Genomic DNA, 25,395 nt, shown 5'->3' on the forward strand with positions numbered 1-25,395 from the left:
AAGCTATAAGTTTGCTATCTGTTCTTTAGATAGCGATGCGTTTAACCAACCTGCTTCAATGTTCGCGCCATATTTTTCGTAAAATTTAATGGCGGGTTCGTTCCAGTCGAGCACTTGCCAAACCATACCGCTAAAGCCCAGTTCGCGCACTTCCTGAAAAAGCCTGTCAAATAACAATTTACCAATGCCTCTGCCACGGTATTCTTCCGTTACGATCAGGTCCTCCAAATACAAACGGCTACCTTTCCAGGTAGAGTAGCGGATGTAATACACCGCGAAACCCACTATCAAACCGTCGCTTTCTACTACAAAAGCCTTCCATACAGGTTTAGGCCCAAAACCGGCCTCCTCAAATGCCTCCAAAGTAACCGTAACCTCTTCGGGCGCGCGTTCAAAAAGGGCAAGTTCTTTCACCAGCTCCATCAGGCGCGGGCAATCTGCCTTAACAGCAACGCGGATATTGAAATTATTTGTCATTGGTTATTAGATAATTGAATTTGATAACTCAATCCTGTTAATTCTTTAATTCTGTGAATTTTGATTCAGACAGTCTTTATTACCCTGCTGCCAAAAATGGTGCTGCCCAGCCGCACCAGGTTGCTGCCTTGTTCAATAGCTATTTTGTAATCTGCCGACATGCCCATCGATAGCGTATCAAAGGACTCCTCCTTGCGGAAGAAGCTAACTTTAATTCCATCAAAAAAGGTCTTCAGTTCGTAGTATTCTTCCTTTATCTGTTTTTCGCTGTCGGTATTGGTGGCAATACCCATTAGCCCGCATATGCGGATGTTTTTTAAAGCCGCAAATTCTTCGCTGCGCAAAAGCTCTATGGCTTCGTCAAATCCCAAGCCGAACTTGGTTTCCTCGTCGGCAATATAAATTTGCAGCAAGCAATCTATTACGCGGTTATTCTTTTGGGCATGCTTGTTTATTTCCTGCAGTAGCTTCATGCTGTCTACAGATTGTATCATACTTACAAATGACGCAATGTACTTAACCTTATTGCTTTGCAGGTGCCCTATAAGGTGCCACTCAATATCTTTAGGCAGTTGCTCCTGCTTATCAACCATCTCTTGCACGGTGTTTTCGCCAAACAGGCGCTGGCCGGCATCGTATGCCTGCTGCAGGTCTTCTACCGGTTTGGTTTTAGACACAGCCAGCAACTGCACATTTATTTCTCCGGTTTCTTTTTTTAAGCTTTTGATATTATCTGCAATGCTCATTTATACGTAATTTTGTTTTTTATAAACGCCGCTAAATTACAGAATGCAAAAATATATAAGCTTGTTTTTTTTGGGTTTGATTTGCCTTACCGCCTGCGAAAGTAAAGAGGTACCCAGGGATGTTATACCGGAGCAGCAAATGATAAGCCTGCTAACTGACCTGCACTTAACCGATGGTGCGCTCTACGTTGTGCCCCAAATGCCCGATAGTTTGTACAAATATGGCCGTGCCAAGTACGATGCCGTGTTTAAAAAGCACCACACCACAGATGCCGAATTTAAAAAGAGCTTTAAATATTACTCAACCCACCCAGACCAGGTGCAGGATATGTACGTAAAGATAGATGCCATTATAAAAGCCAAAATAGATTCTACAAATAAGGCGTCGCGCACACCTTTAAAGCCCGTTCAATAATGCTATACCCACAAAACAGTGCGGATAAACTTGGCTTTACCGAAGTAAAACAACTGATAAAGGCGCATTGCCTGAGTGTTATGGGGCAGGAGATGGTAGATAAGATACAGGTAATGAGCAATTACGACCTGATAGCCAAATTCCTGAACCAGGCCAACGAGTTTAAGAACATCCTGCAAAATGATGCCGCGCTGCCCATCAATAATTTTTATGATATTAAATCGCTGGCTAACAAAGCCCGTATAGAAGGTTCCTTCCTGTCCGAAGATGAATTTTTTCAGGTACAGGCTTCACTCACCACGGTTTTCGCGGTGATAGCTTATTTTAATGAGCGTACCGGTGTTTACCCAAACCTTGAGGCTTTGTTTGAGCACCTGCCCATAGAGAAAGCTATCCTGAAAAAGATCGACGCCATTATCGATCCAAAAGGGAAGATCCGCCATAACGCCTCGCGCGAACTGATGGAGATCACATCGGGTATTACCAAGGCCGAGCAGGAAGCCCGTAAAAAAATAGACCAGATATTTAAAACCGCTACGGGAAATGGATGGACAGCCGATGGCTCGTTAACCGTGCGGGATGGCCGTATCTGTATCCCGCTGCTTGCAGAGAATAAGCGGAAGCTTAAAGGGTTTATACATGACGAATCGGCATCGGGCCAAACCGTTTATATGGAGCCTGAAGAGGTTTTCTCGCTCAATAACCGCATCCGCGACCTGGAGTTTGACCGCCGCCGCGAGATCATCAAGATATTGACCGCTTTAACAGATGAATTAAGGCCTTATGTGCCGCTCTTGCTATCGTACCATGGCCTGCTTACCAAGTTGGATTTTGTGCGTGCCAAGGCATTGTTTGCCATAGATATTGAGGCCGAAATGCCAAAGGTGGTTAATGAAGCAAAGCTGAGGCTAATAAATGCCCGCCATCCGCTTCTGTACCTCAGCTTTAAAAAAGAGCGTAAAACCGTGGTGCCGCTAAATGTGGGTATTGATGAGGCCACCCGTGTGATTGTGGTATCGGGCCCTAACGCGGGCGGTAAATCCGTTTGTATGAAAACCGTTGGCCTGCTGCAAATGATGGTACAGGCAGGCTTGCTGATACCGGCCAGTGCAGATAGCACCGTAGGCGTGTTTAAACAACTTTTTGTTGACATTGGTGATGACCAGTCGATAGAAAGCGACCTGAGTACTTATAGCGCGCACCTATCAAAAATGAAAAAGTTTGTGGAAGATGCCAACGGCAAAACCATGATACTGATAGATGAGTTTGGTACCGGTACCGACCCGCAGTTTGGTGGCCCCATAGCCGAGGCTGTACTGGAAGCGCTTAATCATAAAAAGGTGAGGGGGATGGTTACCACGCACTACTCCAACCTTAAAATTTTTGCCAGTAACACCGAGGGGATCGAAAATGCTTCGATGCTGTTTAACAATACCGAAATGCTGCCCATGTATATGCTGGAGGTTGGCAAGCCCGGCAGCTCTTACGCCTTTGAGATAGCCCAAAAGATAGGCCTGCCGCAAAATGTACTTAACCTGGCCAAAAACAAGATAAGCGCCGGGCAAAAAAAGGTGGATAGCTTATTGGTAGACCTGGAACGCGAGAAGAAAGAGATATTTGACACTAAGTTAAAGCTTGATAAACAGCAGCGCCGGGTAAACACCCTGCTTGCCGAAAACGAAGAGCTGAAAAGCTTTTTGGATGAGAACCGTAAAGCGTTGCTGAAGGAAGCCAAACAGGAAGCAAAGAACATCATCCTTAACGCGAATAAACTTGTTGAAAATACCATAGCCGAGATAAAAAGCAGCAATGCCGATAAAGAAGTTACCCGCAACCTGCGCGAAAACCTGAATAACGAGGTTAAGAAGAATACAGTTAAAACCGAAGTTCCAAAGCAAAAAGCCGCTGCCGACGAAGAGCTAAAAGTAGGCGATTGGGTAAAACTGATCGACGGCGATACCACCGGCCAGATACTGGAACTGATAAAAGAAAATGTGGTGATTGCCATGGGCGAACTGCGCACTGTTGTAAAAAGAAAGAGATTAGAAAAAGTAGCCAAATCAACCATACCCAAAGAGGCCAGGCGCAACACGGTTAGCCAAACAAGCGATATAGCCAGCTTTAGTCCCGAGATTGATGTACGCGGACAGCGTACCGAAGATGCCTTATTCGCGATTGAAAAACTGTTCGACAGGGCGTTGATGATGGGCTTTGGTACGCTAAAGATCATTCATGGCAAAGGCGACGGTATCCTGCGAAAGATGATTCGCCAGTACCTGAAAAAATATGACCAGGTAGATAGAATGGAGGACGAACACCCCGACAGGGGCGGAGATGGGATAACTTATGTATATTTAAGATAACGAGGTTTAAATATAAAAGTTCCCCTCTTGAGAGGGGCGTGGTTGGAATGTGTAGTGGCAGGGGTGTGTTATGCGAAATGAAGAATACACCCCTTGCTCCTCTCGAGAGGGGAACCCTACGCACCAATAGAAATTGAAAAAATTATGAAATATTTTAGAGTATTTGTATTTCTACTTATTGCAGTCACGAATGCCCACGCCCAAACCCTTGTAAAATTTAACAACTCCAAAGTCTTTTACATGGGCCGCGTGGGCATGAAAGACAGTACTGCCGAACTATCGTGGACGGCCTCATCGGTCATCATAAACTTTAACGGCACGGCTGTAAAAGCAACGCTGAACGATGAGAACGGCCAAAATTATTATAACGTAGTGGTTGATGGCCAAGTAGCCAAGATATTAAAGCTGGATAAAGGTAAAAAGGAATATGAGCTGATCTCCGGCTTAATTAAAGGCCCGCACAAACTGCAACTGTTTAAACGTACCGAATACGACTGGGGCCGCACCTGGTTCTATGGCCTAACCGTCGACGGCGAATTGCTATCCCCGCCAGCATTCAGGCACAAAATTGAATATTATGGCGACTCTATTACCTGCGGGATGGCCGACGAAGATACCAGCGGCAAGGATAGGGGCGATAACCATTACGAGAACGGCTATGCAAGCTACGCCAGTGTTGCGGCAAGGTATTATAACGCCGACTTCCACGTAATTGCCAAAAGCGGTATAGGCGTATTGATAAGCTGGTTTGATTATGTAATGCCTGATATTTACGATCGCTCGTATGCTCACGAAAAGACCAAATGGGATTTTAATAAGTTTACGCCCGAACTGGTAGTAGTAAATCTCTTCCAAAACGATTCTTGGTTAAGCGCCAACAAAAATCACGAACAATTTAAAAAGATCTTTGGCGATACCCCGCCAATGCCCGAATTCATCATCAGCCATTACCGGGGGTTCATCAAAAGCATCCGAGCCAAATATCCCCAAGCTAAAATTGTGTGTGTCCTGGGTGCTATGGATGCCACTAAAGAGGGTTCGCCATGGCCGGGATATATAGAAAAAGCCGTTGCCGGCTTACATGATAAGGGTATATATACCCATTTCTTTCCCTACAAAAACACCAACGGCCACCCAAGCGTTGCCGAGCAAAAAGCTATGGGGGATGATTTGATAGCTTATATAGAGAAGATGTTTAAGTGGTAGAATATGCGCACGGATTGCGCCGGGCAGCGGACCATAGTGGTTGGTGTTAGTCGAGAAAGCGGTTTTAAAAATGTGCGTTTTTGAAGCTTGCATTGTTTCGTCTTCAGTCTGTATATTTATGCCTCAACCAAATCCTCACCAAAGGAGAGGATCTGGATTAGCACATTATTTGGGGATCGTTAATATAATTATAAAGTTGCAGGCTCTGTAACAGTGGCGCGCATTTCTTTCGCGGCGGCTACCATTTCTGTTAGGGCCAGTTTGGTTTCGTCCCAACCGCGGGTTTTAAGGCCGCAATCGGGGTTTACCCAAAGTTGCGCGTCGGGGATAACCGCCCTTGCCTTTTTAAGCAGGTAGGTCATTTCATCCCTGTTGGGCACACGTGGCGAGTGGATGTCGTAAACACCCGGCCCAATCTCGTTAGGATATTTAAAGTCGGCAAATACATCCAGCAGTTCCATTTGCGAGCGCGATGTTTCAATTGTAATTACATCGGCATCCATATCGGCAATGTTCTGGATAATATCGTTAAACTCCGAATAGCACATGTGTGTATGGATCTGTGTATCGTCCTGTACGCCGCTTGCCGAAATGCGGAATGCTTTTACCGCCCAATCCAAATACGCTGCCCAATCGGCCTGGCGCAAAGGTAAGCCTTCGCGGATAGCCGGCTCATCAATCTGGATAATTTTTATACCGGCGGCTTCCAAATCTACAACTTCATCACGGATGGCCAACGCTATTTGCGAACAGGTTTCTGACCTTGGCTGATCGTTACGCACGAATGACCATTGCAGAATGGTAACAGGCCCGGTTAGCATTCCCTTCATCCATTTATCAGTAAGCGATTGTGCATAAGCCGACCACCTAACCGTCATGGCATCAGGCCGCGATACATCGCCATAAATGATAGGGGGCTTAACGCAGCGGCTGCCATAGCTTTGCACCCAGCCGTTTTGGGTAAAGGTAAAGCCCTGTAGCTGCTCACCAAAGTATTCTACCATATCGTTTCGTTCAAACTCGCCATGCACCAAAACGTCAATATCTATCTCTTCCTGCCATTTAACAGTCTTTTCGGTTTCCCGGGCAATATACAGGTCGTATTGTGCCTGGGTGATAGCGCCTTTTTTGAGTTGGGCACGCCAACTGCGCACCTCTGCAGTCTGTGGGAACGAGCCAATGGTGGTAGTAGTATATAAAGGCAGATTTAACAATGCTTGTTGTTTTTGCTTACGCAATGTAAAAGCGCTTAAACGCTGCCAATCGCTTTCGGTTATCTTTTTAACACGCTCTTTTACAGCATTATTATGAATAAGGCTTGAAGTTTTACGTAAACCGTTAGCGTATTGATTTTCGGCCAGTTGGTATTGGGCACGAACACCGGGACTATCTGATGCTAAGCTTTTAAGCGAGGCAACTTCCGTTACTTTTTGGCGGGCAAATGCAAGCCATTGTTTAATTTCGGGTGTAAGTGTTTCTGCATTATGCTCATTTCTCAGGTCGACAGGTGAGTGGATGAGCGAGCAGGAGGGCGCTATCCAAACGCGGTCATCGCCAAGCCTGTCTTTTGCTTTTTTAATAATATTAAGTGATGTTTCAAAATCATTTTTCCAAATGTTACGGCCATCAACTAAACCTAAGGATAGTATAGTTTTAGTGGGAAGCAGCAACTCTAACACTTCATTCAGTTGCTGCGGCGCACGCACCAGGTCTATGTGCAGGGCATCAACAGGTAGGGAAGCAACCAGCTCGGCATTGCTGCCCAGTTTCTCAAAGTAAGTAGTCAAGATGAATTTTAATCTTGGGAAAATTTTACGCAACTGTTTGTAAGCATCGCGGTAGGCCTGCTGTTCTTTCTCCGTAAGGTCAAGCGACAGGAAGGGCTCATCAAACTGGATCCGTTCGGCGCCGAGATCCTGTAGTTTAGTTAGTATCTCTTCATACACCGGCAACAGGTTCTTCAGCAGGTCTATCTTTTCAAAACCGGATTCTTTTTCTTTTCCCAACAGCAGGTAAGTTACCGGGCCTATCAGTACAGGTTTCGTGATGATGCCTAACTGTTTAGCCTCGTAAAACTCATTTGTGATTTTAGCTGAGAACAGCCTGAATGATTGATCTTTATAAAACTCGGGCACTATGTAATGGTAATTGGTATCAAACCATTTGGTCATCTCCATAGCCACAACATCCAACCCATCTTTTTGATAACCGCGGGCCATGGCAAAGTACAGATCGAGTTCTTCCTTGCCTTGTTTAAGGATAACCTCGTTATAGCGTTTTGGGATAGCGCCAAACATCAGGGAATGATCAAGCACATGATCATAGTACGAAAAATCGTTCGAGGGTATAAGGTCTATTCCTGCCTCCTTTTGCATCAGCCAGTTATCGTGGCGAATGTTTTTACCTACCGTAAGCACGTTTTTGTGCCCCGTTTTGCCTGCCCAGTAACCCTCGCAGACCTTTTTCAATTCGCGTTGACTACCAATACGCGGGTAGCCTAAATTTTGCGTTAGCATTGCTTTAATTGATTAAATGAATAAATCGGTTAAAAGCCCGTTTAGCTAAACTTCGCAATGCTGTTGGGATGGATTGATGGAAAAGTATGGATACAGCGCTCCCTTGCATAAAAAACACAGGTTGTACGAAAACTATATCAAACCACGACCATTGCCCCATACCGCGAAAGCATTGTCAATTCGGTATGGCAGGTCTCCTGACTTGTAACATTTTTGCCGCCCTTCCCAACCATTTTTAGAACAGTCAGTGGGCATGTATATTGGCAAAAACTTTTGTGTTACTTACAGTTGCGCGACAGTTAGTGATTTGCACACTATTCCCTATTAATCTACAATTAAGTAAAACCTATACCGGTTGATGAAGGAAAGTAAAGAACTTACATCGGCCCAAATGTAAGTAATAAGGATGAAGAAAAGGAGTGTTAACTTTCTTCTATTGGTTTTATACACTTTTCCAACGCTTCAATTACTATATGGTCCTTAGCGCGGTTCATTGCTTTCTTGTTCGTAAGAAGCTGATGGAGATGCAGAAAGGGAACATTTACGCCGTTAATATCTGCGATAGCAGCACTTGATAAACAGTGATTAAAAGTCTGGCCATCAAAGCCGGATACAGTGGTGACTGCATCTAACCATAGCCCGTTATGTAAAATAAATTCTGTGCAGTTTGGCAAAAATTGCATTTGCTCAATCATCAGGTAGTTGCCCATTGCACAGTCTACAAGCGAGTTTCTGAAAGCCTTTCTGTTTTCGGTGGTATCGTTCAACCAAATATCTAAATCGACGGTAGGATGTTGGACGCCATGAAGTTTTACAGCATAGCCACCAATAACGATGTATTGGACTTGATTTTCCTGTAATGCCCACCAGAAACTTAAAATGTTTTTATCAAAAATGTCCACCGCTTATTCGCTGATTACGCGAGCCAAATTTAGATAAAAAGCTTTATCAACCAATAGTTACTTCTTCTAAACCCTATCAACCGCTTTATACTTACGAGCAAAGTACACCGCCGAAAACACGGTGAGCAATAAACCCAACGCCGATAAACCGATTACACTATTGGAAAAGAAATTTACCCAGTTAAGCTTCACTTTAAAGATCTCTTTAGAGAACAGCACGCCTACGCTGCCCACATACCCAAAAGAATCGGCCAGGTAAATAAGGAAGCCCACATTACCGGCATAACGGAAGGTAGCGATAAGCCTTTCGAAAAATACAGCGTTAAAAGGAATGTAAACCATGTACAGGCCAAGCCCTACAATGGTCATCCACCAAATAGGCTGTAGGTTATGGCTAACAAACAGCAGGGTTGATGCCCCGGCTAAAATGAAACCTATTCCAATAAATATATGGGCTGTCATCAACGCTTTATAGCTGTTCCGGATCATTACCATACTGCCAATCAGCACCAGTATTACCAGTGTAATGAGCGTTTCGGTTTTAGAGAAGATGGCGGGCTGATTAAAAAAGCCCATTTCTTTCCACATTTCAGCGCCAAAATTATCGCGGATATCCCTAAAAATGGTGGCAAAAGTGTAGATGAGGATACATGCGGCAAGGCCCGGCAGCAAACTATGCACAAAAGCCCGGCGTTGCGTTTTACCCATCGGTGTGCGTGCCATGCGGTCAGTAACGTCGGTATCGTCAGGCGGCGGTATCTTCTCCATAAGGTAAATAAACAGCAGGAGCGGGGCGGCAAAAAGCAGCCCGGTAAAAAAGGGTACCCAAAACTCGGTAATGCCAAACGTCAGCATAAGCCAGCCACCCGCCGAACGTACAAAGCCCGACGCGAAGATAAAACTAACCGCAAGCGTAGCGCCGATAAAATCGGTACCGCGGCGACCTTCGATGTATGAGAACACCACACCCCAAAGCATCCCGAGCGGGAAACCATTTATAAACAAGAAAACAACATTGTAAGGCACAGGCACCAGAGCAAAGCCCAGCCAACTTATCCACGCTATGCCTGTAAGCAATATGATAACGGCACCCCGGCCCGTACGCTTTAGTTCGGCAATGTATTTTACGCCGTAAAACTTGGCTAACATATAACCAATACCTGGCTTAAAACAAGCAGCGTTTTATAGCTGTAGCCTGCTACCGTAATACCATCAAACGTGGCTACGGTAAACGATTTACGAAAGCCAAATATCATGGTGTAGGCCAAAAATACGGTCACCGCCGCGTAGATGTTTATCTGAAAACGTGTACCGGTTATTTTGTTTGGCTTTAATAACATGGCTTTAGGGAAAGGTATCGCATGCAAAAACAGGTTAGTGGCTGTGTCAAATATACATAAGTTTGAATGGCAAAATTTACCTGGTTAATCTTAAAACCGGTTATCTGTATTTATAAATGCGTGCAAAGAGGCTACAGTTGAGCGGCCAAATCCTAAAGGAAAAGTTGTAAGAACATTCGCAAACTCGTAAATTGCGGCAACTACCATGAAAAATATAGTTTACGTTAGCACGGCTGTTACATTGATGCACGAAAATCAATTGATGGACATTTTACATAATTCGAGGTTACATAACGAAGCACTTGGCATAACCGGTATTTTACTCTATTCGGAAGGGACGTTCATACAGGTTTTGGAAGGGAAGGATAATATGATAAACGCCCTGTATGCCAGGATAAAGGCCGATCAGCGGCATAAAGATGTAGTGACCTTAATTGATGAACCCATTGCAGAAAAAAGCTTTGCCAAATGGCTTATGGGTTTTGCTGTCGCGGATAAAGATAAAACTCAAAAGTTGGTAGGATACTTACGCTCTGTTAAGGAACTTGACCTTAATAGTAACAACAGCGCTGCAATTGATGCTATAAAAGCCTTTATAGAAACTAATGAACTTGATGTAAAGTATTGAGCGGTAATAATCCATTTTTTCCGATACTTTACATAGTTGAACTTTGACTTATAAGCTAACCTCTCACAATTTTTAAATGGTTGATAATACTGTTAATTGCAAAAACTGCAATACCATCGTTTCTGACAAATTTTGCCCGAATTGCGGCCAGCCAAAAACTTTAAAACGGGTTGACGCGCATTATGTATCACACGAAATTCAACACCTTTTACATCTCGAAAAGGGAATATTATATACCATTAAAGAACTGCTTATACACCCCGGAAAGAATGTAAGAAGTTATATAACCGAAAACAGGAACAGGCTTGTAAAACCGGTAATCTTTATTATTATCACTTCGCTGATATATTCTACTCTAACGCACTTTTTTCATATCGAAGACGGCTACGTGGATTATAACGGCGATAAAAACTCTACCCCCACAAAAATGTTCGCCTGGGTACAGGGCCACTATGGCTATGCCAACATCATTATGGGTGTATTTATAGCACTATGGTTAAAAGTATTTTTCAGAAAACAACCTTACAACATTTTTGAGATATTGATATTGCTGTGTTTCGTAATGGGGATGGGCATGCTGATATACGCTGTTTTTACACTTGCCGAAGGTTTGTTTAAAGTTAGCCTGATGCAAATTGCCGGCATCATTGGCATAGCCTACTGCTGCTGGGCTATCGCGCAATTTTTTAACACCAAAAAAATATCGGGTTATATAAAATCATTAGCAGCCTATCTTTTAGGGATGATAACCTTTTTTGCATCAATTCAAATACTGGGGACTGTGATAGACGCTGTTATAAAACATTAATATTTATTAATTAAAAAGTCCGATATGTTTGTATCGGACTTTTTAATTGTAAGAGAATTATTCACCTCTCTTCAAACCAAATTTCTCAATCTTGCTGTAGAGGTGGCTGCGTTGAATATCAATATCATCGGCAGTTTTAGAAACGTTCCAGTTGTTTTTTTCGAGCTTGAATTTAATATACTCTCGCTCGGCGTAATCTTTATATTCCTGGAAGTTAGTGAACTGGTCAAAGTCTGTTTGCGGCGCGGCGGCGGTTGCTGTAGCACCTGCTTCGGCAGTTACCGGGGCCGATGGGTTAGCAAATGCCTTTACATCATTATCGGTAATAATTTTATCGCTCAAAATAATTAAACGCTCTACCATGTTGCGCAGTTCGCGGATGTTACCGGTCCACGGCAGGGCTTTAAGAGCTTCCAGAGCAGCGTCAGATATCTTTTTGGCCGGCATGCCATACTCGTTACATATCTCTTCCAAAAAGCTTTGGGTAAGCAGGGCAATGTCTTCGCGTCGCTCGGTAAGTGGTGGCACATGGATCAATATCACACTCAGGCGGTGATATAAGTCCATGCGGAAGTTACCGGCCTCTATCTCTTTAAGCAGGTCTTTGTTGGTTGCCGCTACTACGCGTACATCTACATCAATTTCTTTTTCGCCGCCTACACGGGTAATTTTACTTTCCTGCAAGGCACGCAGCACCTTTGCCTGTGCCGACTGGCTCATGTCGCCTATCTCATCCAAAAAGAGCGTACCGCCGTTGGCGCTTTCAAATTTACCGATGCGTTGTTTTATAGCCGATGTAAATGAGCCTTTTTCGTGGCCAAACAATTCGCTCTCAATTAACTCTGACGGGATAGCCGCGCAGTTAACCTCAATGATAGGGCCGTTGCTGCGGTTAGATTTTTCGTGCAGCCAGCGGGCTACAAGTTCTTTACCGCTTCCGTTTGCACCGGTAACCAGTACACGAGCGTCGGTAGGGCCAACACGGTCAATTGTTTCTTTAATGCGTAAAATAGCTTGCGATTCGCCTAAAATCGGGCGTACTTTTGATACCTTACGTTTTAAAACCTTAGCCTCAACCACCAAACTACCCCTGTCCAGGGCGTTGCGTACTGTGATCAATAAACGGTTAAGATCAGGTGGTTTAGATATAAAATCGAACGCGCCTTTTTTACTTGCCTCAACAGCGGTTTCAACCGTGCCGTGGCCGGATATCATAATAAAAGGAAGGTCGGGTTTAATGTTAAGGCCCTCGGTTAGCACTTCCATGCCATCCATGCGGTTCATTTTTATGTCGCACAGTACCAGGTCGTAATCGTTCTTGCGGATCAGCTCCAGGCCGTCTACGCCATTATCTACATCTTCAACGGTGTAGTCTTCATATTCCAATATCTCACGAAGGGTGCTTCGGATAGACCGTTCGTCGTCAATTATTAAAATTTTTGCCATGTGTTATGTAAACTTAAAACAGGTAGTAATGTTTGCGGCTAATATATAAAAATGTGTAGTATTATGTGCAGTTGGTTTTAGAGATTAAAGATTGGTGGATTAGAGAATAGTTGATTGCTGGTCGCAAGTACATTTAACTATTGCGTCATTGCGAGCGTAGCGTGGCAATCTTCGATAGAGAGGTCGGCAACAAGCTTATTGAAGATTGCCTCATTGCCCTCGCTCCTCGGAACGTCGCCCTTTTAAATAACAAAAGCCCCCTTCCGGGGGCTTTAACAGCAGCAAATCTGTAAGCCGGGTTTTGTACCCCCTTGCGGGAGCTTCTATCATTAATCTGGCCCTGCCGTTGCCGGCAGGATCTATCAACCTACCCATTCTGACATTCCGTTGCCGGACGTGGATGCGAGCAGCACCGCTTTCAGAACCTATTTGGTTTTTCAACTCCTGAGGTTTACCGCGATCCCGGTCGCCCGGAAAAGCCGTGAGCTCTTACCTCACGTTTTCACCCTTACCCTTGCGGGCGGTATATTCTCTGTGGCACTTGCTGTCGCCCGCTGCGGGCGCCTTCCCGTTTGGAAGCAGGATGCTCTGCGTTGCCCGGACTTTCCTCTACAGGACAAGCCTGCAGCGATAGAACGTTTTGCGGTTACAAAGGTAGGGATTTAGTCCGGAAAGTCAGTTAAGTCCGAAAGACGGGAGGTCGGAGAGTCAGTTAAGGCGAAAAGTGATTAAATTTCATTTCCTTTTATCTTTCAAACTTTACTGACTTCCGGACTATTTACACTTTGCCAGGTCGGCATCAATTTCATTTACCGGTATTAAACCCATTTTGTTACCGAAGGAATTGCCTACGTAAGTAATCACTTTGGCAATTTCAATAGCAGGCATATCTACATTGGCAGGCATAGCGCCTTCGTAAGCCTTGCCTTTAACAGTTATAATAGTTTCTTTAATTCCGTATTTTACGAAGCAGGCAAGCTGCGCTCGGTTCTTGTTGAGATAAGCGGTGTCGGTGAGAGGTGGAATCAGACTTGAAAGACCTTCACCATTGGCGCCATGGCAATTTTGGCATTTGGCTTTGTAGATAGCGGCGCCGCCGGTATAATAACGTTTAAATTCCTGTTCTTCGTCGCTTTGGCATGAAGCTATGGCAATAATGCAGATCAATAGAGCTAAGAAACCAATTACCCTTAGCTTCATTATTGGGCTATTTCGGTGTTAACTTCGGCACGGAGGATCTTGATGTCCTCTATCATCTTGGCCACTTGTTTTTCATCCGTACCATCATAATATCCGCGGATGCGCTTTTGTTTATCAACCAATACAAACCAACCTTGGTGCACATAGCCACCCGGGGTACCATCATCTTGCTTTACAGCTACTAAATAATTTTTCTGCCCCAGGTCATAGGTTTTTTCCTTGTCGCCCTGCAACAGCCACCATTTGTCGCCGCTGATACCTAATTTATCAGCATATTTTTTCATTACCGCTACGCTATCGTGTTTTGGGTCGATGGTGTGCGAGATGATCTTAAAGTCAGGAACGCTCTTAAACTCGCTATACACCTTCAACATGTTGCGGTGCATAATTGGGCATATAGAAGGGCAGGTGGTGAAAAAGAAATCGGCCACGTAGATATCACCCTTCAGATTTTTTTGCGTGATGGTATCGCCATACTGGTTCACAAACTTAAAGTCGGGAATGGTTTGGTAAACCGTATCAACCACTGTTTTGCCATTTACCGTTTTTGTAACAGCTTCGCGGTTGCCCATAATAGGCAGGGTAATTTTATCGGCGCTGTTAAACTTACAGGCGCTAAATGCTAAAGCTATAAGGGCTAATGCCGCTAATTTTCTCATTTGGTTTTTTTATTTTGCTTAATAAATTTTGCCGCCGCGGCCACAGTGCTGTTAAAACTACTGTCAATAGCATCTATTTGTTTCTTTTGGTCGGTAAGGTAAGCCATTATCTCTTTGTGGCTTTTGCCTTTATTTTCCGCGTCGAAGTTGTGCATCCAATTTTCCATGCGGGAGTCGGCACTATCAAGGGCTGTAGTATGTAATTTGGCAGCCGCGGTTACCTCGGCAGATATGCTGTCTTTTATCAAGGTGTCCAGCTGCATTTTATTTATTATGATGAGCTGTTCTTTACCCATTACGCGGTCGTGTACTTTTATAACTTCGTTAAACAGGTCTTTTTCTTGTTTTTTGGTATCAGTACAGCTAAAAATAACAAAGCTTAACAATAAGGCGGCAATTAATTTCTTCATTGTATTATGCAGTTTCGTTTAAGTTTCTCAGGTAAAGTACGTAGTCCAGTGGCGGTAAGGTTGCCCCCTGTAATTTTAAAAGCGTACCTATTTGCGCGCGGTGATGCGTACCGTGATTGATGAGGTGGGTAATAATATCGCTCACTATGGTTTCAAAATAACCAACGGAATTTTTGTAGGCGATCACCCTGTCAAAATCTGCCGGTTGTAGGTTTTCAAAATAAGCCAGTAAGGCTTTGTAGTTAGCATTTACAACAGGCATTAGTTCGTTGGCGTTAGCATCGGGCCAAAGCGGTGCAAGTGGTGCCGGCAAACTTTGGAGGCGCTTTAACCAAATTTGCTGCGCTGCCAGCAGGTGGGCCATCAGTTCTGCCGGTTTGCCTGTAGCGCCCTGTTCTACCATTAATTGTACCATTTGGGTGTTCGCAAAATGGTCGTAATTAAGCAGGCGTATAAAGTGGCTTTTCATTGCGGTAAAAGTAAACATCATTCGCTAAAAAATTAATAAGCGGAGGACACAAATTGTGTTAACATTATAATAATGATACGCTGATGATAACTACACACTGTTATTTTACATTTGGATAAACAAAAAACATCCTCATGAAGATCATTACCAAATTAGCGGCTATAGTTAGCGACCTGCGCGAATGGTTGTTCCTTAAAAGCATGCGTTCATCTTTCATGCACTAAGTTTTTTAATTTAGCGCTTTATTTATAAAATAATAATGCACATTTTGGGCTCGCATCAGCTCAAATTAATGGATACCTGCAATCTGGATACATCTCTTTCTAAACAACTTTTTGGCGACGATTTTGCCTGGGGAGTTTCTACCGCCGCGCTTCAGATAGAAGGTTCGTGCGATGCCGATGGCAAAGGGCCGTCTATATGGGATACCTTTAGCAGCCGCAAAGGCAAAATATTAAACGGCGATAAACCACACATAGCTTGTGATTTTTATAACCGTTACAAAGAGGACGTTGATCTTATTAAACAGCTCAATATACCTAATTTCCGTTTCTCCATATCGTGGAGCCGCATTTTGCCCAACGGTACCGGCCGCGTTAACCAGGCCGGTATAGACCATTACAACAAGCTAATAGATTATTGCCTGCAACAAGGCGTAGAGCCATGGGTAACCATATACCACTGGGACCTGCCGCAGGCGCTTGAGGATAAAGGCGGCTGGACGAACCGCGAAATTGTGAACTGGTTTACGGAGTTTGCCACCATTTGTGCCAAAGCATTTGGCGATCGTGTAAAAAACTGGATGGTAATGAACGAGCCCGCGGTATTTACAGGCGCCGGCTATTTTTTAGGCATCCATGCACCGGGGCGCACAGGCCTGCGCAATTTTTTGCCGGCCATACATCATGTTGTTTTAAGTATTGTGGCAGGGGCGAGGCTATTGCGCGGTATTGTGCCCGGCGCTAATATTGGCAATACTTTCTCCTGTTCATATATCGAGCCTTTTGCGGATAAGCCCCGGCACATACAGGCGGCCAAACGTGCCGACGCGCTCATTAACCGCTTGTATATTGAGCCATTATTGGGCTTAGGCTACCCAACAGATGAGGTTACGGCTTTAAAAGGCATTAACAAATACATATTGCCCGGCGACGAAGCTAACATGAGTTTCGACTTCGATTTTATAGGCATACAAAATTACACCCGCGAAATTGTAAAGTACTCTTTCTTTACCCCATACATTGGCGCAAGTTTAGTGAAGGCCGAAAAGAGGGGCGTAGAATTAACCGATATGAAGTGGGAGGTGTACCCGCCGGCCATTTATCAAATGCTTAAAAAGTTTGATGCTTACCCGCAGATAAAGAAACTCATTGTTACCGAAAACGGCGCGGCTTTTCCGGATACTGTATTTAATGGAAAAGTTAACGACGAGCGGCGCGTAACTTACCTTCAAAACCATATTAAGCAGGTTTTAAAAGCCAAACAGGAAGGTGTAAAAGTGCATGGCTATTTTGTATGGACGCTTACCGATAACTTTGAATGGGCCGAGGGCTACCACCCCAGGTTTGGTTTAATACACGTAAATTTTGATACCCAGAAGCGTATCATCAAATCATCAGGACACTGGTTCGCTAACCTGCTTAGGTAGATCGGTAGGTACGCTGCGCGATATGATGGGCAGACTGATGAAAAAAGTAGTGCCTATGTTGGCGTTGCTCTCGAACCATATTTTACCATGATGCTTATCCATTATTTGCTTGCAGATAGATAAGCCCAGCCCGAAAGATTTTTCGCCCGATGTGCCCGGCCTTTGGGCGCTGGTAAACATATTGAATACTTCATCCTTCATCTTGTCAGGGATGCCTATGCCGTGGTCTTGTACGGCTATAATTATTTTACCGTTAACTTCGGCAACCTTTACATTTATCTCGCCGCCTGTTGGGCTAAATTTAATGGCATTACTAATCAGGTTACTAATTACCCGCCAAATTTTTTCGCGGCTTATGTATAACTCCTGCTGCCTGTTAAGTGGTTCAAGCAATATGGTCTGGCCCTTTTCGGCGGCTTTAAAACGCAGTAGCTCCACACTGTTATTTACCAGCGAATTAATTTCTATCTGCTCTAAATTGAGCGCTACCGAGTTCATGTTGGTAGCCTCCAGTATTTCGTTGATCAGTTCTAACGAGTTAAAGGAAGTTTCTCTGAGCAGGTTTATCAGTTCCTTTTGTTCATCAGTGTATTCATCCTGTGCCATCATGGTGGTAAGGGACGCAATACCACCAATAGGGTTGCGCAGATCGTGCGCTACGGTACGCAGTATGCGGTCTTTTTCCTGGCTGCTGGTGTTTAACTCATTAAAAGCCTTTTCTAAAACATGATTTTGCTCGTTTATTTGCTTATTAAGCAGGTTCACAGTTTCTACATCACGTTTAGATCTTTTCCAGTTACGAAAGACCAGGAATATGATGATGACAGCCATTACCGCCAAAAACACACTCACATACAGGTAAATAACCTGGAGCTTATTGTCATTACTAAGCGTTTCTATTTCGTGTTGTTTCTCGTAGTTGGCCAGTTGCTGGTTAACATCCGTTTGCATGAGGCTGCTGACCCGCTGTGCTATAGAGTCTTTTAAAATGTTATATTGCTGTATATGCGTTAAGGCCTTCCTCAGGTCGCCTTTTTGCTCATAATAATTCCCAAGTAAGCGGTTATAATCAGCCTCGGCATCATCATTTTTAACGGTATCTAACTGGCTGCGAAGATTGCTAAGCAAATTCACCAGCGAATCTTTTTCGTTAACGTCAAGGTATATCTGCCCAAGCTTAATTTCGCTTAACTGGGCATCGCGGTTGTCGTAACCGGGATTTAAGTTAATGGCAATGCTTTTCTTAAGCAGAGCGGCAGCCTGGGCATAGTTTTTTTTCCTGATATAAATATCAGCCATGTTACCATATACAACACCCTTAGCCGATTCGAGGTGCAATTTTCTGTCTGGGTATTTGTAGCCGTTTTTGTCAATAAGCGTTAAAGCCTTGTTAAAATATACAAGGGCGCTATCGGGCTGATTCATACGGCGAAAACAAATGCCAAAATTATCCAGCAATTCCTGCCTGCGATAGAATACAACAAATCCGTCGCCCGAGTTCTTGAAATATCTATATGAATCCTTAAAATAGTTAAGCGCAAGCGGATAGTGGCCTTTTTTATACATGATCATCCCCATGCGATAGGTATAATCGCCAAGGGCATCAAAATTTAAATAGGAGCGGTCTTTACCTGTAGCGTATCCCTGATAGTACGATTCGTATGCCTCGGTGTATTGTTTGAGTTCAAAAAAAGCGTCTCCCCGGGCAAAGCTATAATCGGCAATGTTATGGGCATGTACCTTGGCATTGGTTATTTTATTATTTACCGCTATCATGCTATCGGTATAAGCAAGGCTGCGCTCAAACTGGCTTACTGTTTTTTGATAGTACACAAAATGGAAACCATAATAACGGAAACGATCTTCCAAAGTAGGGCTGGGGAGCTTATTAAAAGCCGAATCCATATAGTCCAGGCCGGCTTTTACCTTACCTTTCTGCCAATAAGATTCGGTGGTTTTCATGATAGCCTTAAACCCTTCAGAGTATTCGCCATCATCCTCCTTATTTTGCGCGCAGGATGTTAAAATGAAAAAAAATATACAGAGCCAAGCATGCCGTGTTAAAATATGGGCATAATTGTCTTTAGAAGGAGTCAAAATAGTAATGCATTAATGGGTACACAAATATAATATTTGAGACGCATTATTTACCACCTTTCGCTATAATTTCTTATAGAATTATTTGAATGCGTTCTCACCAGTAACATCCATACCTGTAATTAGCAAGTGGATGTCATGTGTACCTTCATACGTAATTACCGACTCAAGGTTCATCATATGGCGCATTATTGGATATTCGCCTGTAATACCCATGCCGCCAAGCATTTGGCGGGCCTCGCGAGCTATGTGTATGGCTACATCTACACTGTTACGTTTAGCCATAGAAATTTGCGCAGCCGTAGCCCTGCCTTCATTTTTAAGGGCGGCCAGTCTCCAAACCAATAGTTGCCCTTTGGTTATTTCGGTTATCATTTCGGCAAGTTTCTTTTGCTGTAGCTGAAAACCACCTATCGGGCGGCCAAACTGTACGCGTTCTTTGGAGTAGCGCAGGGCGGTATCGTAACAATCCATAGCGGCACCTAATGCGCCCCACGCAATACCATAACGGGCCTGGTTAAGGCAGCCCAACGGGCCCTTTAAGCCCGATACATTCGGCAATATGTTTTCTTTAGGGATCTTTACATTATCAAATACCAACTCGCCGGTAGCCGATGCACGTAAAGACCATTTGTTATGCGTTTCGGGCGTGGTGAAACCTTCCATACCGCGCTCGGCTATTAAGCCACGTATCTTTCCTTCTTCGTCCTTGGCCCAAACAATGGCAATGTCTGCAAACGGGGCATTAGAGATCCACATTTTGGCGCCGTTAAGAATGTAATGGTCGCCTGCACCCTTAATATTGGTGACCATGCCCCCAGGGTTAGAGCCATGGTCGGGTTCTGTTAATCCAAAACAGCCCATCAATTCGCCGCTGGCCAGTTTAGGCAGGTATTTATGTTTTTGCTCCTCGCTGCCGTAAGCCAAAATCGGATACATGACCAACGAGCCCTGTACCGAAGCTGTAGACCTGATGCCCGAATCTCCACGCTCAATTTCCTGCATGATAATGCCATAGGCCATATAATCCAACCCGGCACCTCCGTACTCTTCCGGTACGGTAGGGCCAAAGGCGCCAACCTCTGCCAAACCCTTTAACAAATGCTTAGGGAACTCCGCGCGTTGCGCGTGATCCTCAATTATAGGGCTTACTTCTTTTTTTACCCATTCGCGTACACTGGCACGGATCAGTTTGTGTTCCTCGGTTAAAAGTTCGTCTAAAAGATAATAATCCGGTGCTTCGTACAGGTCGGTCTTAGCCATGGTTCGGTAAATTGGTTGGTCAAATATAGGGGAATAAATACGAGTTAAACAAAGCTAAAATCCTTGTTTTTGAATACCGGAAGGCACTTTATGCCAAAAAGCAGGTTTAAACGGTTTAAACATATTTTTTAGATGAAAATCTTTTTTGAGAACAAGCCTTAACCCGACCTTCTCAAAAGGAGATGGTGTAAAAGTCGCTTTGATAGTTTACTCACTACGCGCGCGACCCTCTCTCCGCAAGCGGAAAGAGGGTGAAAAATAAGCATTACACTACTTCTGTCCGAGGGAGGAAGAGCTAAGATTACAGATGAGAAATTTCCCCACCCTCTTTGCGCAGCAGAGAGGGTCGACCAGCGAAGCGTAGGCGGGGTGAGTAAACTATGCGACCGGTAATTTTAAACCTCCAAATATTCCTTTACTTTTGAAACATGATAAAAGTTGCTTTAGAAGGCGCCGAATTTTTTGCTTACCACGGTTTTTACCCCGAGGAGCAGGTGATAGGCACCCAATTTTTGGTTGATGTACAGGTAGGTTTTGATGCGGATATTTACGTGGATGAAGACAACCTGCATAACACCGTTAATTACGAGGTGCTTTATGCCATTATTGAAGATGAAATGAGTAACACTCGTAAGGTTTTAGAAACGGTGGCTCAAAGCATACTTAACCGTATTAAAACCGAATTTACTTTTATAGAAACTGCCGTAGTAACCATCTGCAAGCAAAGGCCGCCATTCCGCGGGCCTATTAAACAATCGGTTATTACCCTTAGTTATACTAAATAACATGAGTTACAATAAAATCACTGCCGATATACTTAACCAGCTAACCGCGATTGTCGGCGATGGAAATATACTTACCGCGCAGGCCGAAGTAGAAAATTATAGCCACGACGAAACCGAGGATCTTGTTTATTATCCCGAGGTAGTTGCTAAACCGCAAACGGTAGAGCAGGTTTCTTTTTTAATGAAGGTTTGTAACGATAACCTTATACCCGTTACGCCGCGTGGTGCAGGCACTGGTTTGGCTGGCGGCGCTTTAGCCGTACAGGGCGGTTTAATGATATCTATGGAGCGTTTTAACAACATCCTGGATATTGACGAGCAAAATCTGCAGGCCACTGTTGAACCCGGCGTTATTACCGAGGTATTTATAAACGCCGTTGCAGAAAAAGGCCTGCTTTATCCTGTAGACCCTGCGAGCAAGGGGAGTTGTTTTATCGGTGGCAACGTGGCTAATTGCAGCGGCGGCCCAAGGGTGGTAAAATATGGCACCATCCGCGAATATGTGCTGAACCTGGAGGTGGTTTTACCAAACGGGGATATTATATGGACAGGTGCCAATACGCTCAAATATGCGTCAGGCTATAACTTAACGCAATTGCTGATAGGCAGCGAGGGTACTTTAGGCATCGTTACAAAAATTGTGACTAAGTTGATTCCTAAACCAACGCTTGACGCTTTGATGCTGGCCTCATTCGCTACCAATGAAGATGCCTGCGCGGCGGTGTCGGCCATATTCAGGGCGGGGGTGGTACCATCGGCGCTGGAGTTTATGGAACGCCGGGGCATTGAGTGGGTAATTGAGCATGACGGCATTACATTCGACCTAAAAGATGAGATAGGGGCTTTCCTGCTGATAGAAGCCGACGGAACGAACCAGGATGTGATATTTGCCGATTGTGAGAAGATCAACGAAGTTTTAGAACAGCATAATTGCCAGGACGTGCTATTTGCAGATACGTCGGCACAAAAAGAAGAGCTATGGCGCATCAGGCGCACCATGGCTGTGTCGGTAAAATCAAATTCTATATATAAGGAGGAAGATACCGTTGTGCCGCGCGCCGCTCTGCCGCAACTGATAAAAGGCATTAAAGAGATAGGCGCTAAATACGGTTTCGAGTCTGTTTGTTATGGCCATGCCGGTGATGGTAACCTACATGTTAACATTGTAAAGGCAGGCATGAGCGACGACGACTGGAATAGCAAATTGAAAGATGGCATTACCGAAGTTTTTGAACTGACCGTAGCCCTTGGCGGCACACTATCCGGCGAGCATGGCATAGGCCTGGTGCAAAAGGATTACATGGCATTAAAATATACGCCTATGCACTTCGCCATTTGGAAAGGTATTAAGGACGTGTTTGACCCGAATGGGATTTTGAACCCGGGGAAGATATTTAATTAATGCGATAATTATAATTCCCATACACCGGTAAGTCCCTTTTGACGTTTAGGCCACTACTCGTTAAATCAATGGGTATAAAACCCATCGCTAAGTTGTATTCTGAAAGATCAAGTTTAAACAATTGAGCTTGATGAACTGAACATTAGCTTTCCAAATGCGGCCTTAGCGCGTTGCGGATAGCAGAAGCCTTGTCTTAGCACAACCTTTAACAGCGACGCGGTTAAGCCGCGTGTTTTTTCTTTGGTTCGTTTCTTTTTTGCAACAAAAAAGAAATGAACATCTACAGGCTTTGCATATTTACACCGCCATTCCTAACGGAGAGTCAATAGTAGATGTTATCTTTAATAGGTTACTCTAATAACAAATAGAGGGGAACGAAATCAATTCGTATTCAAGATCAGCCTCGGCTCATCATAATCTATCATATTTTTACGGCCATTCATATCAATGGCGATAGACTTATTGGTTTCGTAATCATAACTAATGCATACGGTTTTGCAGGTGGTGCAAATCTCTTCCCCTTTATCGGTTGTTTTTGTTAATACGTGCATCACATCAAAGCTGCTGTTACCTATACGGGTTACTCGTACATAGCAGTTTAGCGTATCATCAATAGTTACCGGCTTTAGGTATTGAATTTCTGACCGGCCTATTACTATCCCAATTTCCTTTAGATCCCATTTTGCAACATCGCGCCAGTAATTAAAACGGGCTACCTCGAAATAGGTGAGATACACGGCATTGTTTACATGGCCGCGCGCGTCTATGTCCGAAAAACGGATGGCTATATCGGTTTTATACTTGTAATCTGTAAGTTTTTCAGCCATTGTAAGACATTTTGTCGGTAATAAATAAAAATGTAAGACATTTTGTCTTGCAAAATTGAGATTAAACCTGTTGGTATAACAGTTGATTAACCATCTACGAAATTAATAACAAAAACTTAATAAAATATAAAGCCATGACATTAGTAAAATTTAACAACGGACTTAAAAACAACGCTTATCCTTTCTTTAACGATGTTTTTGATTCTTTATTGAACGATTCTTTCATTAGCGACAAATTAGTTGCACGCGTACCTGCGGTTAACATCGCCGAGAACGAAAATGAGTTCCACATAGAATTAGCGGTACCCGGTTTAAAGAAAGAAGATTTTAAGATCAACCTGGATAAAAATATTCTTACCATATCTGCCGAGAAAAAAGCAGAAGCAAATGCTGAAACTAAAAAATACAGCAAACGCGAATATAGTTACAATTCATTTGTAAGGTCATTTACCTTACCGGATAGCGTAGATCACTCGAAAATTGAAGCTGATTATGCAGACGGGATCTTAAAATTAACAGTAGCAAAAAGAGAAGAAGCTAAATTTCAAACAAGAGAAATAGCTGTAAAATAAGCTAATAAGCGAAAGCTTAAGTAATAAAGATTGTTTTCATAAAGTTGGTTTAGTAAAAAGGCCGCTTCCTTAATTGGGGCGGCCTTTTGTTATTTTACGTCCGGTTTTATCACAATTAATTATCCAGCAAACGTCGATGGTAATTTACCTGCCCTAAATGATAACTAAGGTGCATGGCCAGGTGCATAAAAAAGTATTCGTTGGTTATACCCTTTAGGGTATGCTCAACTGTCGAAATTTCGGCCAGTTGTGCATCTGTGATCATATCGAAAGTTTTGTCGATTATGGCTATCGTGTTCTCTATTTGGGATATTAGCTCAGCTCGTGGTATATTTTTTAACGCGAATTCATCGGGCCGGTTTCGTACATAACCGGTATTGCCAAATGCTGCACCAAAATAAGTATTTAAGTTGCCAACCAAATGCAGGCAAAGGTTACCGGCCGAATTAGAGATGCCTTTTTCGGTATACCAAATTTTTTCCTCGTTCTGGTAAGCCAATATCTCATCCTTCAGCCTTCCCAGATCGCGAATGATAAGGCTTTTAAGCGTCTCTCTGATCATAACCGTGTTGATGTTAGTTACGCATATTGATATACTGTAGCGGCTGGCCAAAATCTTCGGTACGGCACAAGCTTATAACGGCTTGCAGGTCGTCTATCTTTTTGGCTGTAACACGTACCTGGTCGTCCATAATAGATGCCTGTACTTTAAGGCCGCTGTCCTTAATTTTCTTTACTATTTTCTTGGCAGCTTCTTTATCGATGCCTTCTTTTATCGTCACCTCCTTGCGGATCATGTTGCCCGAAGCATATTGGTCTTTACCAAAATCGAGCGCTTTAGGGTCGAGGCTTTGTTTAACCATCCGGCTGATAATAGCGTCGGTAATGGCTTTAAGGCGCATATCATCCTCGGTAACAATGGTAACCACATTGGTTTTCTTGTCAAGGTCTATGGTGCTTTTAGAACCGTTAAAATCGTAACGGTTAAGTATTTCCTTTTTGGCAACGTTTATGGCGTTATCTAAAGTTTGTCCGTCTATCTTGCTAACTATATCAAATGAAGGCATAATGATGGTTTTTGTTAACGCAAATCTAACTTAAGATTTGTATACACGGCATATAATGCTTCCAAATATTAAAGTTAATATTGAAAACATGTTTACATGCAGATAAGTTAATATTAACTTAACAAATAAATGAGCAGTTTTGTTGCTAT

25 protein-coding genes, 1 other RNA gene and 1 riboswitch are annotated in these 25,395 nt (G+C 43.6%); of the genes, 9 read left to right on the forward strand and 17 right to left on the reverse strand.

The window, feature by feature from the left end; all coding sequences use genetic code 11:
- Positions 1-3: 3 nt before the first annotated feature.
- Positions 4-477, reverse strand: a complete 474-nt coding sequence (locus ACFQZI_RS08265) for a GNAT family N-acetyltransferase (protein WP_377140956.1) — start codon at positions 475-477, stop codon at positions 4-6.
- Between the two features lie 65 nt (positions 478-542).
- A complete protein-coding gene (locus ACFQZI_RS08270; RefSeq protein WP_377140959.1) occupies positions 543-1,223 on the reverse strand; it encodes a YggS family pyridoxal phosphate-dependent enzyme in 681 nt (226 codons plus the stop codon).
- 43 nt (positions 1,224-1,266) lie between these two features.
- Between ACFQZI_RS08270 and ACFQZI_RS08275 the strand changes: the two genes are divergently transcribed.
- The 3 genes from ACFQZI_RS08275 to ACFQZI_RS08285 all read left to right on the forward strand — a co-directional run bounded on the left by ACFQZI_RS08275 (position 1,267) and on the right by ACFQZI_RS08285 (position 5,207).
- Complete coding sequence (locus ACFQZI_RS08275; protein WP_377140962.1) at positions 1,267-1,638, forward strand: DUF4296 domain-containing protein; 372 nt, start codon at positions 1,267-1,269, stop codon at positions 1,636-1,638.
- Positions 1,638-4,001: an endonuclease MutS2 gene (locus tag ACFQZI_RS08280; RefSeq protein ID WP_377140965.1), complete on the forward strand. Its 2,364-nt coding sequence runs from the start codon at positions 1,638-1,640 to the stop codon at positions 3,999-4,001. Before ACFQZI_RS08275 ends, ACFQZI_RS08280 begins: the two co-directional genes overlap by 1 nt.
- Positions 4,002-4,145: 144 nt before the next feature.
- Entirely contained in the window at positions 4,146-5,207 is a 1,062-nt protein-coding gene (locus ACFQZI_RS08285; protein ID WP_377140968.1) for an SGNH/GDSL hydrolase family protein, read from the forward strand.
- 188 nt (positions 5,208-5,395) lie between these two features.
- Here the strand turns inward: ACFQZI_RS08285 and metE are convergent, their stop codons facing one another.
- The 4 genes from metE to ACFQZI_RS08305 form a co-directional block, all read right to left on the reverse strand.
- A complete protein-coding gene (metE, locus tag ACFQZI_RS08290; RefSeq protein ID WP_377140971.1) occupies positions 5,396-7,723 on the reverse strand; it encodes a 5-methyltetrahydropteroyltriglutamate--homocysteine S-methyltransferase in 2,328 nt (775 codons plus the stop codon).
- 171 nt (positions 7,724-7,894) lie between these two features.
- A riboswitch (cobalamin riboswitch) is annotated at positions 7,895-8,088 on the reverse strand.
- 57 nt (positions 8,089-8,145) lie between these two features.
- Positions 8,146-8,625 carry a hypothetical protein gene (locus tag ACFQZI_RS08295; protein ID WP_377140974.1) on the reverse strand — a complete coding sequence of 160 codons (480 nt, stop codon included), beginning with the start codon at positions 8,623-8,625 and terminating at the stop codon, positions 8,146-8,148.
- Positions 8,626-8,691: 66 nt separating this feature from the next.
- Positions 8,692-9,774: a DUF5690 family protein gene (locus ACFQZI_RS08300; protein WP_377140977.1), complete on the reverse strand. Its 1,083-nt coding sequence runs from the start codon at positions 9,772-9,774 to the stop codon at positions 8,692-8,694.
- Positions 9,768-9,965 carry a hypothetical protein gene (locus ACFQZI_RS08305; protein ID WP_377140980.1) on the reverse strand — a complete coding sequence of 66 codons (198 nt, stop codon included), beginning with the start codon at positions 9,963-9,965 and terminating at the stop codon, positions 9,768-9,770. Before ACFQZI_RS08305 ends, ACFQZI_RS08300 begins: the two co-directional genes overlap by 7 nt.
- 205 nt (positions 9,966-10,170) lie before the next feature.
- On the opposite strand from ACFQZI_RS08305, the gene ACFQZI_RS08310 reads away from it, so the two are divergent.
- Entirely contained in the window at positions 10,171-10,593 is a 423-nt protein-coding gene (locus tag ACFQZI_RS08310) for a BLUF domain-containing protein (protein ID WP_377140983.1), read from the forward strand.
- Positions 10,594-10,669: 76 nt separating this feature from the next.
- A complete protein-coding gene (locus tag ACFQZI_RS08315) occupies positions 10,670-11,401 on the forward strand; it encodes a DUF3667 domain-containing protein (protein ID WP_377140986.1) in 732 nt (243 codons plus the stop codon).
- 57 nt (positions 11,402-11,458) lie between these two features.
- Here ACFQZI_RS08315 and ACFQZI_RS08320 read toward each other — a convergent pair whose 3' ends face one another.
- From ACFQZI_RS08320 to ACFQZI_RS08345, 6 genes are all read right to left on the reverse strand, one after another.
- On the reverse strand, positions 11,459-12,847 hold the full coding sequence (locus ACFQZI_RS08320) for a sigma-54-dependent transcriptional regulator (RefSeq protein WP_377140989.1): 1,389 nt from the start codon (positions 12,845-12,847) through the stop codon (positions 11,459-11,461).
- Positions 12,848-13,121: 274 nt separating this feature from the next.
- Positions 13,122-13,494, reverse strand: an RNA gene (gene rnpB, locus ACFQZI_RS08325) — RNase P RNA component class A.
- Between the two features lie 127 nt (positions 13,495-13,621).
- Complete coding sequence (locus tag ACFQZI_RS08330) at positions 13,622-14,047, reverse strand: c-type cytochrome (RefSeq protein ID WP_377140992.1); 426 nt, start codon at positions 14,045-14,047, stop codon at positions 13,622-13,624.
- Entirely contained in the window at positions 14,047-14,706 is a 660-nt protein-coding gene (locus ACFQZI_RS08335; protein ID WP_377140995.1) for an SCO family protein, read from the reverse strand. The genes ACFQZI_RS08330 and ACFQZI_RS08335 overlap by 1 nt, the downstream gene beginning before the upstream one ends.
- Positions 14,703-15,116: a hypothetical protein gene (locus tag ACFQZI_RS08340; RefSeq protein ID WP_377140998.1), complete on the reverse strand. Its 414-nt coding sequence runs from the start codon at positions 15,114-15,116 to the stop codon at positions 14,703-14,705. Before ACFQZI_RS08340 ends, ACFQZI_RS08335 begins: the two co-directional genes overlap by 4 nt.
- Before the next feature lie 4 nt (positions 15,117-15,120).
- Complete coding sequence (locus tag ACFQZI_RS08345) at positions 15,121-15,585, reverse strand: DinB family protein (protein ID WP_377141001.1); 465 nt, start codon at positions 15,583-15,585, stop codon at positions 15,121-15,123.
- A 292-nt stretch (positions 15,586-15,877) separates the two neighbouring features.
- Here ACFQZI_RS08345 and ACFQZI_RS08350 point away from each other — a divergent pair, with 292 nt between their 5' ends.
- Entirely contained in the window at positions 15,878-17,233 is a 1,356-nt protein-coding gene (locus tag ACFQZI_RS08350) for a GH1 family beta-glucosidase (protein WP_377141004.1), read from the forward strand.
- Here ACFQZI_RS08350 and ACFQZI_RS08355 read toward each other — a convergent pair.
- Together ACFQZI_RS08355 and ACFQZI_RS08360 are read right to left on the reverse strand one after the other, a co-directional pair.
- Entirely contained in the window at positions 17,201-19,195 is a 1,995-nt protein-coding gene (locus ACFQZI_RS08355) for a tetratricopeptide repeat-containing sensor histidine kinase (RefSeq protein ID WP_377141007.1), read from the reverse strand. The genes ACFQZI_RS08350 and ACFQZI_RS08355 overlap by 33 nt on opposite strands.
- 216 nt (positions 19,196-19,411) lie before the next feature.
- Positions 19,412-20,593: an acyl-CoA dehydrogenase family protein gene (locus ACFQZI_RS08360; RefSeq protein WP_377141010.1), complete on the reverse strand. Its 1,182-nt coding sequence runs from the start codon at positions 20,591-20,593 to the stop codon at positions 19,412-19,414.
- A 428-nt stretch (positions 20,594-21,021) separates the two neighbouring features.
- Here ACFQZI_RS08360 and folB point away from each other — a divergent pair, with 428 nt between their 5' ends.
- Together folB and ACFQZI_RS08370 are read left to right on the forward strand one after the other, a co-directional pair.
- A complete protein-coding gene (folB, locus tag ACFQZI_RS08365; RefSeq protein WP_377141013.1) occupies positions 21,022-21,378 on the forward strand; it encodes a dihydroneopterin aldolase in 357 nt (118 codons plus the stop codon).
- 1 nt (position 21,379) lies between these two features.
- Positions 21,380-22,780: an FAD-binding oxidoreductase gene (locus ACFQZI_RS08370; protein WP_377141016.1), complete on the forward strand. Its 1,401-nt coding sequence runs from the start codon at positions 21,380-21,382 to the stop codon at positions 22,778-22,780.
- Positions 22,781-23,160: 380 nt separating this feature from the next.
- Here ACFQZI_RS08370 and ACFQZI_RS08375 read toward each other — a convergent pair whose 3' ends face one another.
- A complete protein-coding gene (locus ACFQZI_RS08375) occupies positions 23,161-23,607 on the reverse strand; it encodes an acyl-CoA thioesterase (protein WP_377141019.1) in 447 nt (148 codons plus the stop codon).
- Positions 23,608-23,741: 134 nt separating this feature from the next.
- Here ACFQZI_RS08375 and ACFQZI_RS08380 point away from each other — a divergent pair, with 134 nt between their 5' ends.
- On the forward strand, positions 23,742-24,179 hold the full coding sequence (locus ACFQZI_RS08380) for an Hsp20/alpha crystallin family protein (RefSeq protein ID WP_377141022.1): 438 nt from the start codon (positions 23,742-23,744) through the stop codon (positions 24,177-24,179).
- 115 nt (positions 24,180-24,294) lie between these two features.
- On the opposite strand, the gene ACFQZI_RS08385 is transcribed toward ACFQZI_RS08380, so the two are convergent.
- Positions 24,295-24,741 carry a DinB family protein gene (locus tag ACFQZI_RS08385; protein WP_377141025.1) on the reverse strand — a complete coding sequence of 149 codons (447 nt, stop codon included), beginning with the start codon at positions 24,739-24,741 and terminating at the stop codon, positions 24,295-24,297.
- A gap of 13 nt (positions 24,742-24,754) precedes the next feature.
- A complete protein-coding gene (locus ACFQZI_RS08390; protein WP_377141028.1) occupies positions 24,755-25,246 on the reverse strand; it encodes a YajQ family cyclic di-GMP-binding protein in 492 nt (163 codons plus the stop codon).
- Between the last annotated feature and the right edge of the window lie 149 nt (positions 25,247-25,395).

Origin of the sequence: Mucilaginibacter lutimaris (assembly GCF_042676625.1) — a bacterium.
In the GTDB taxonomy this organism is placed as follows: domain Bacteria; phylum Bacteroidota; class Bacteroidia; order Sphingobacteriales; family Sphingobacteriaceae; genus Mucilaginibacter; species Mucilaginibacter lutimaris.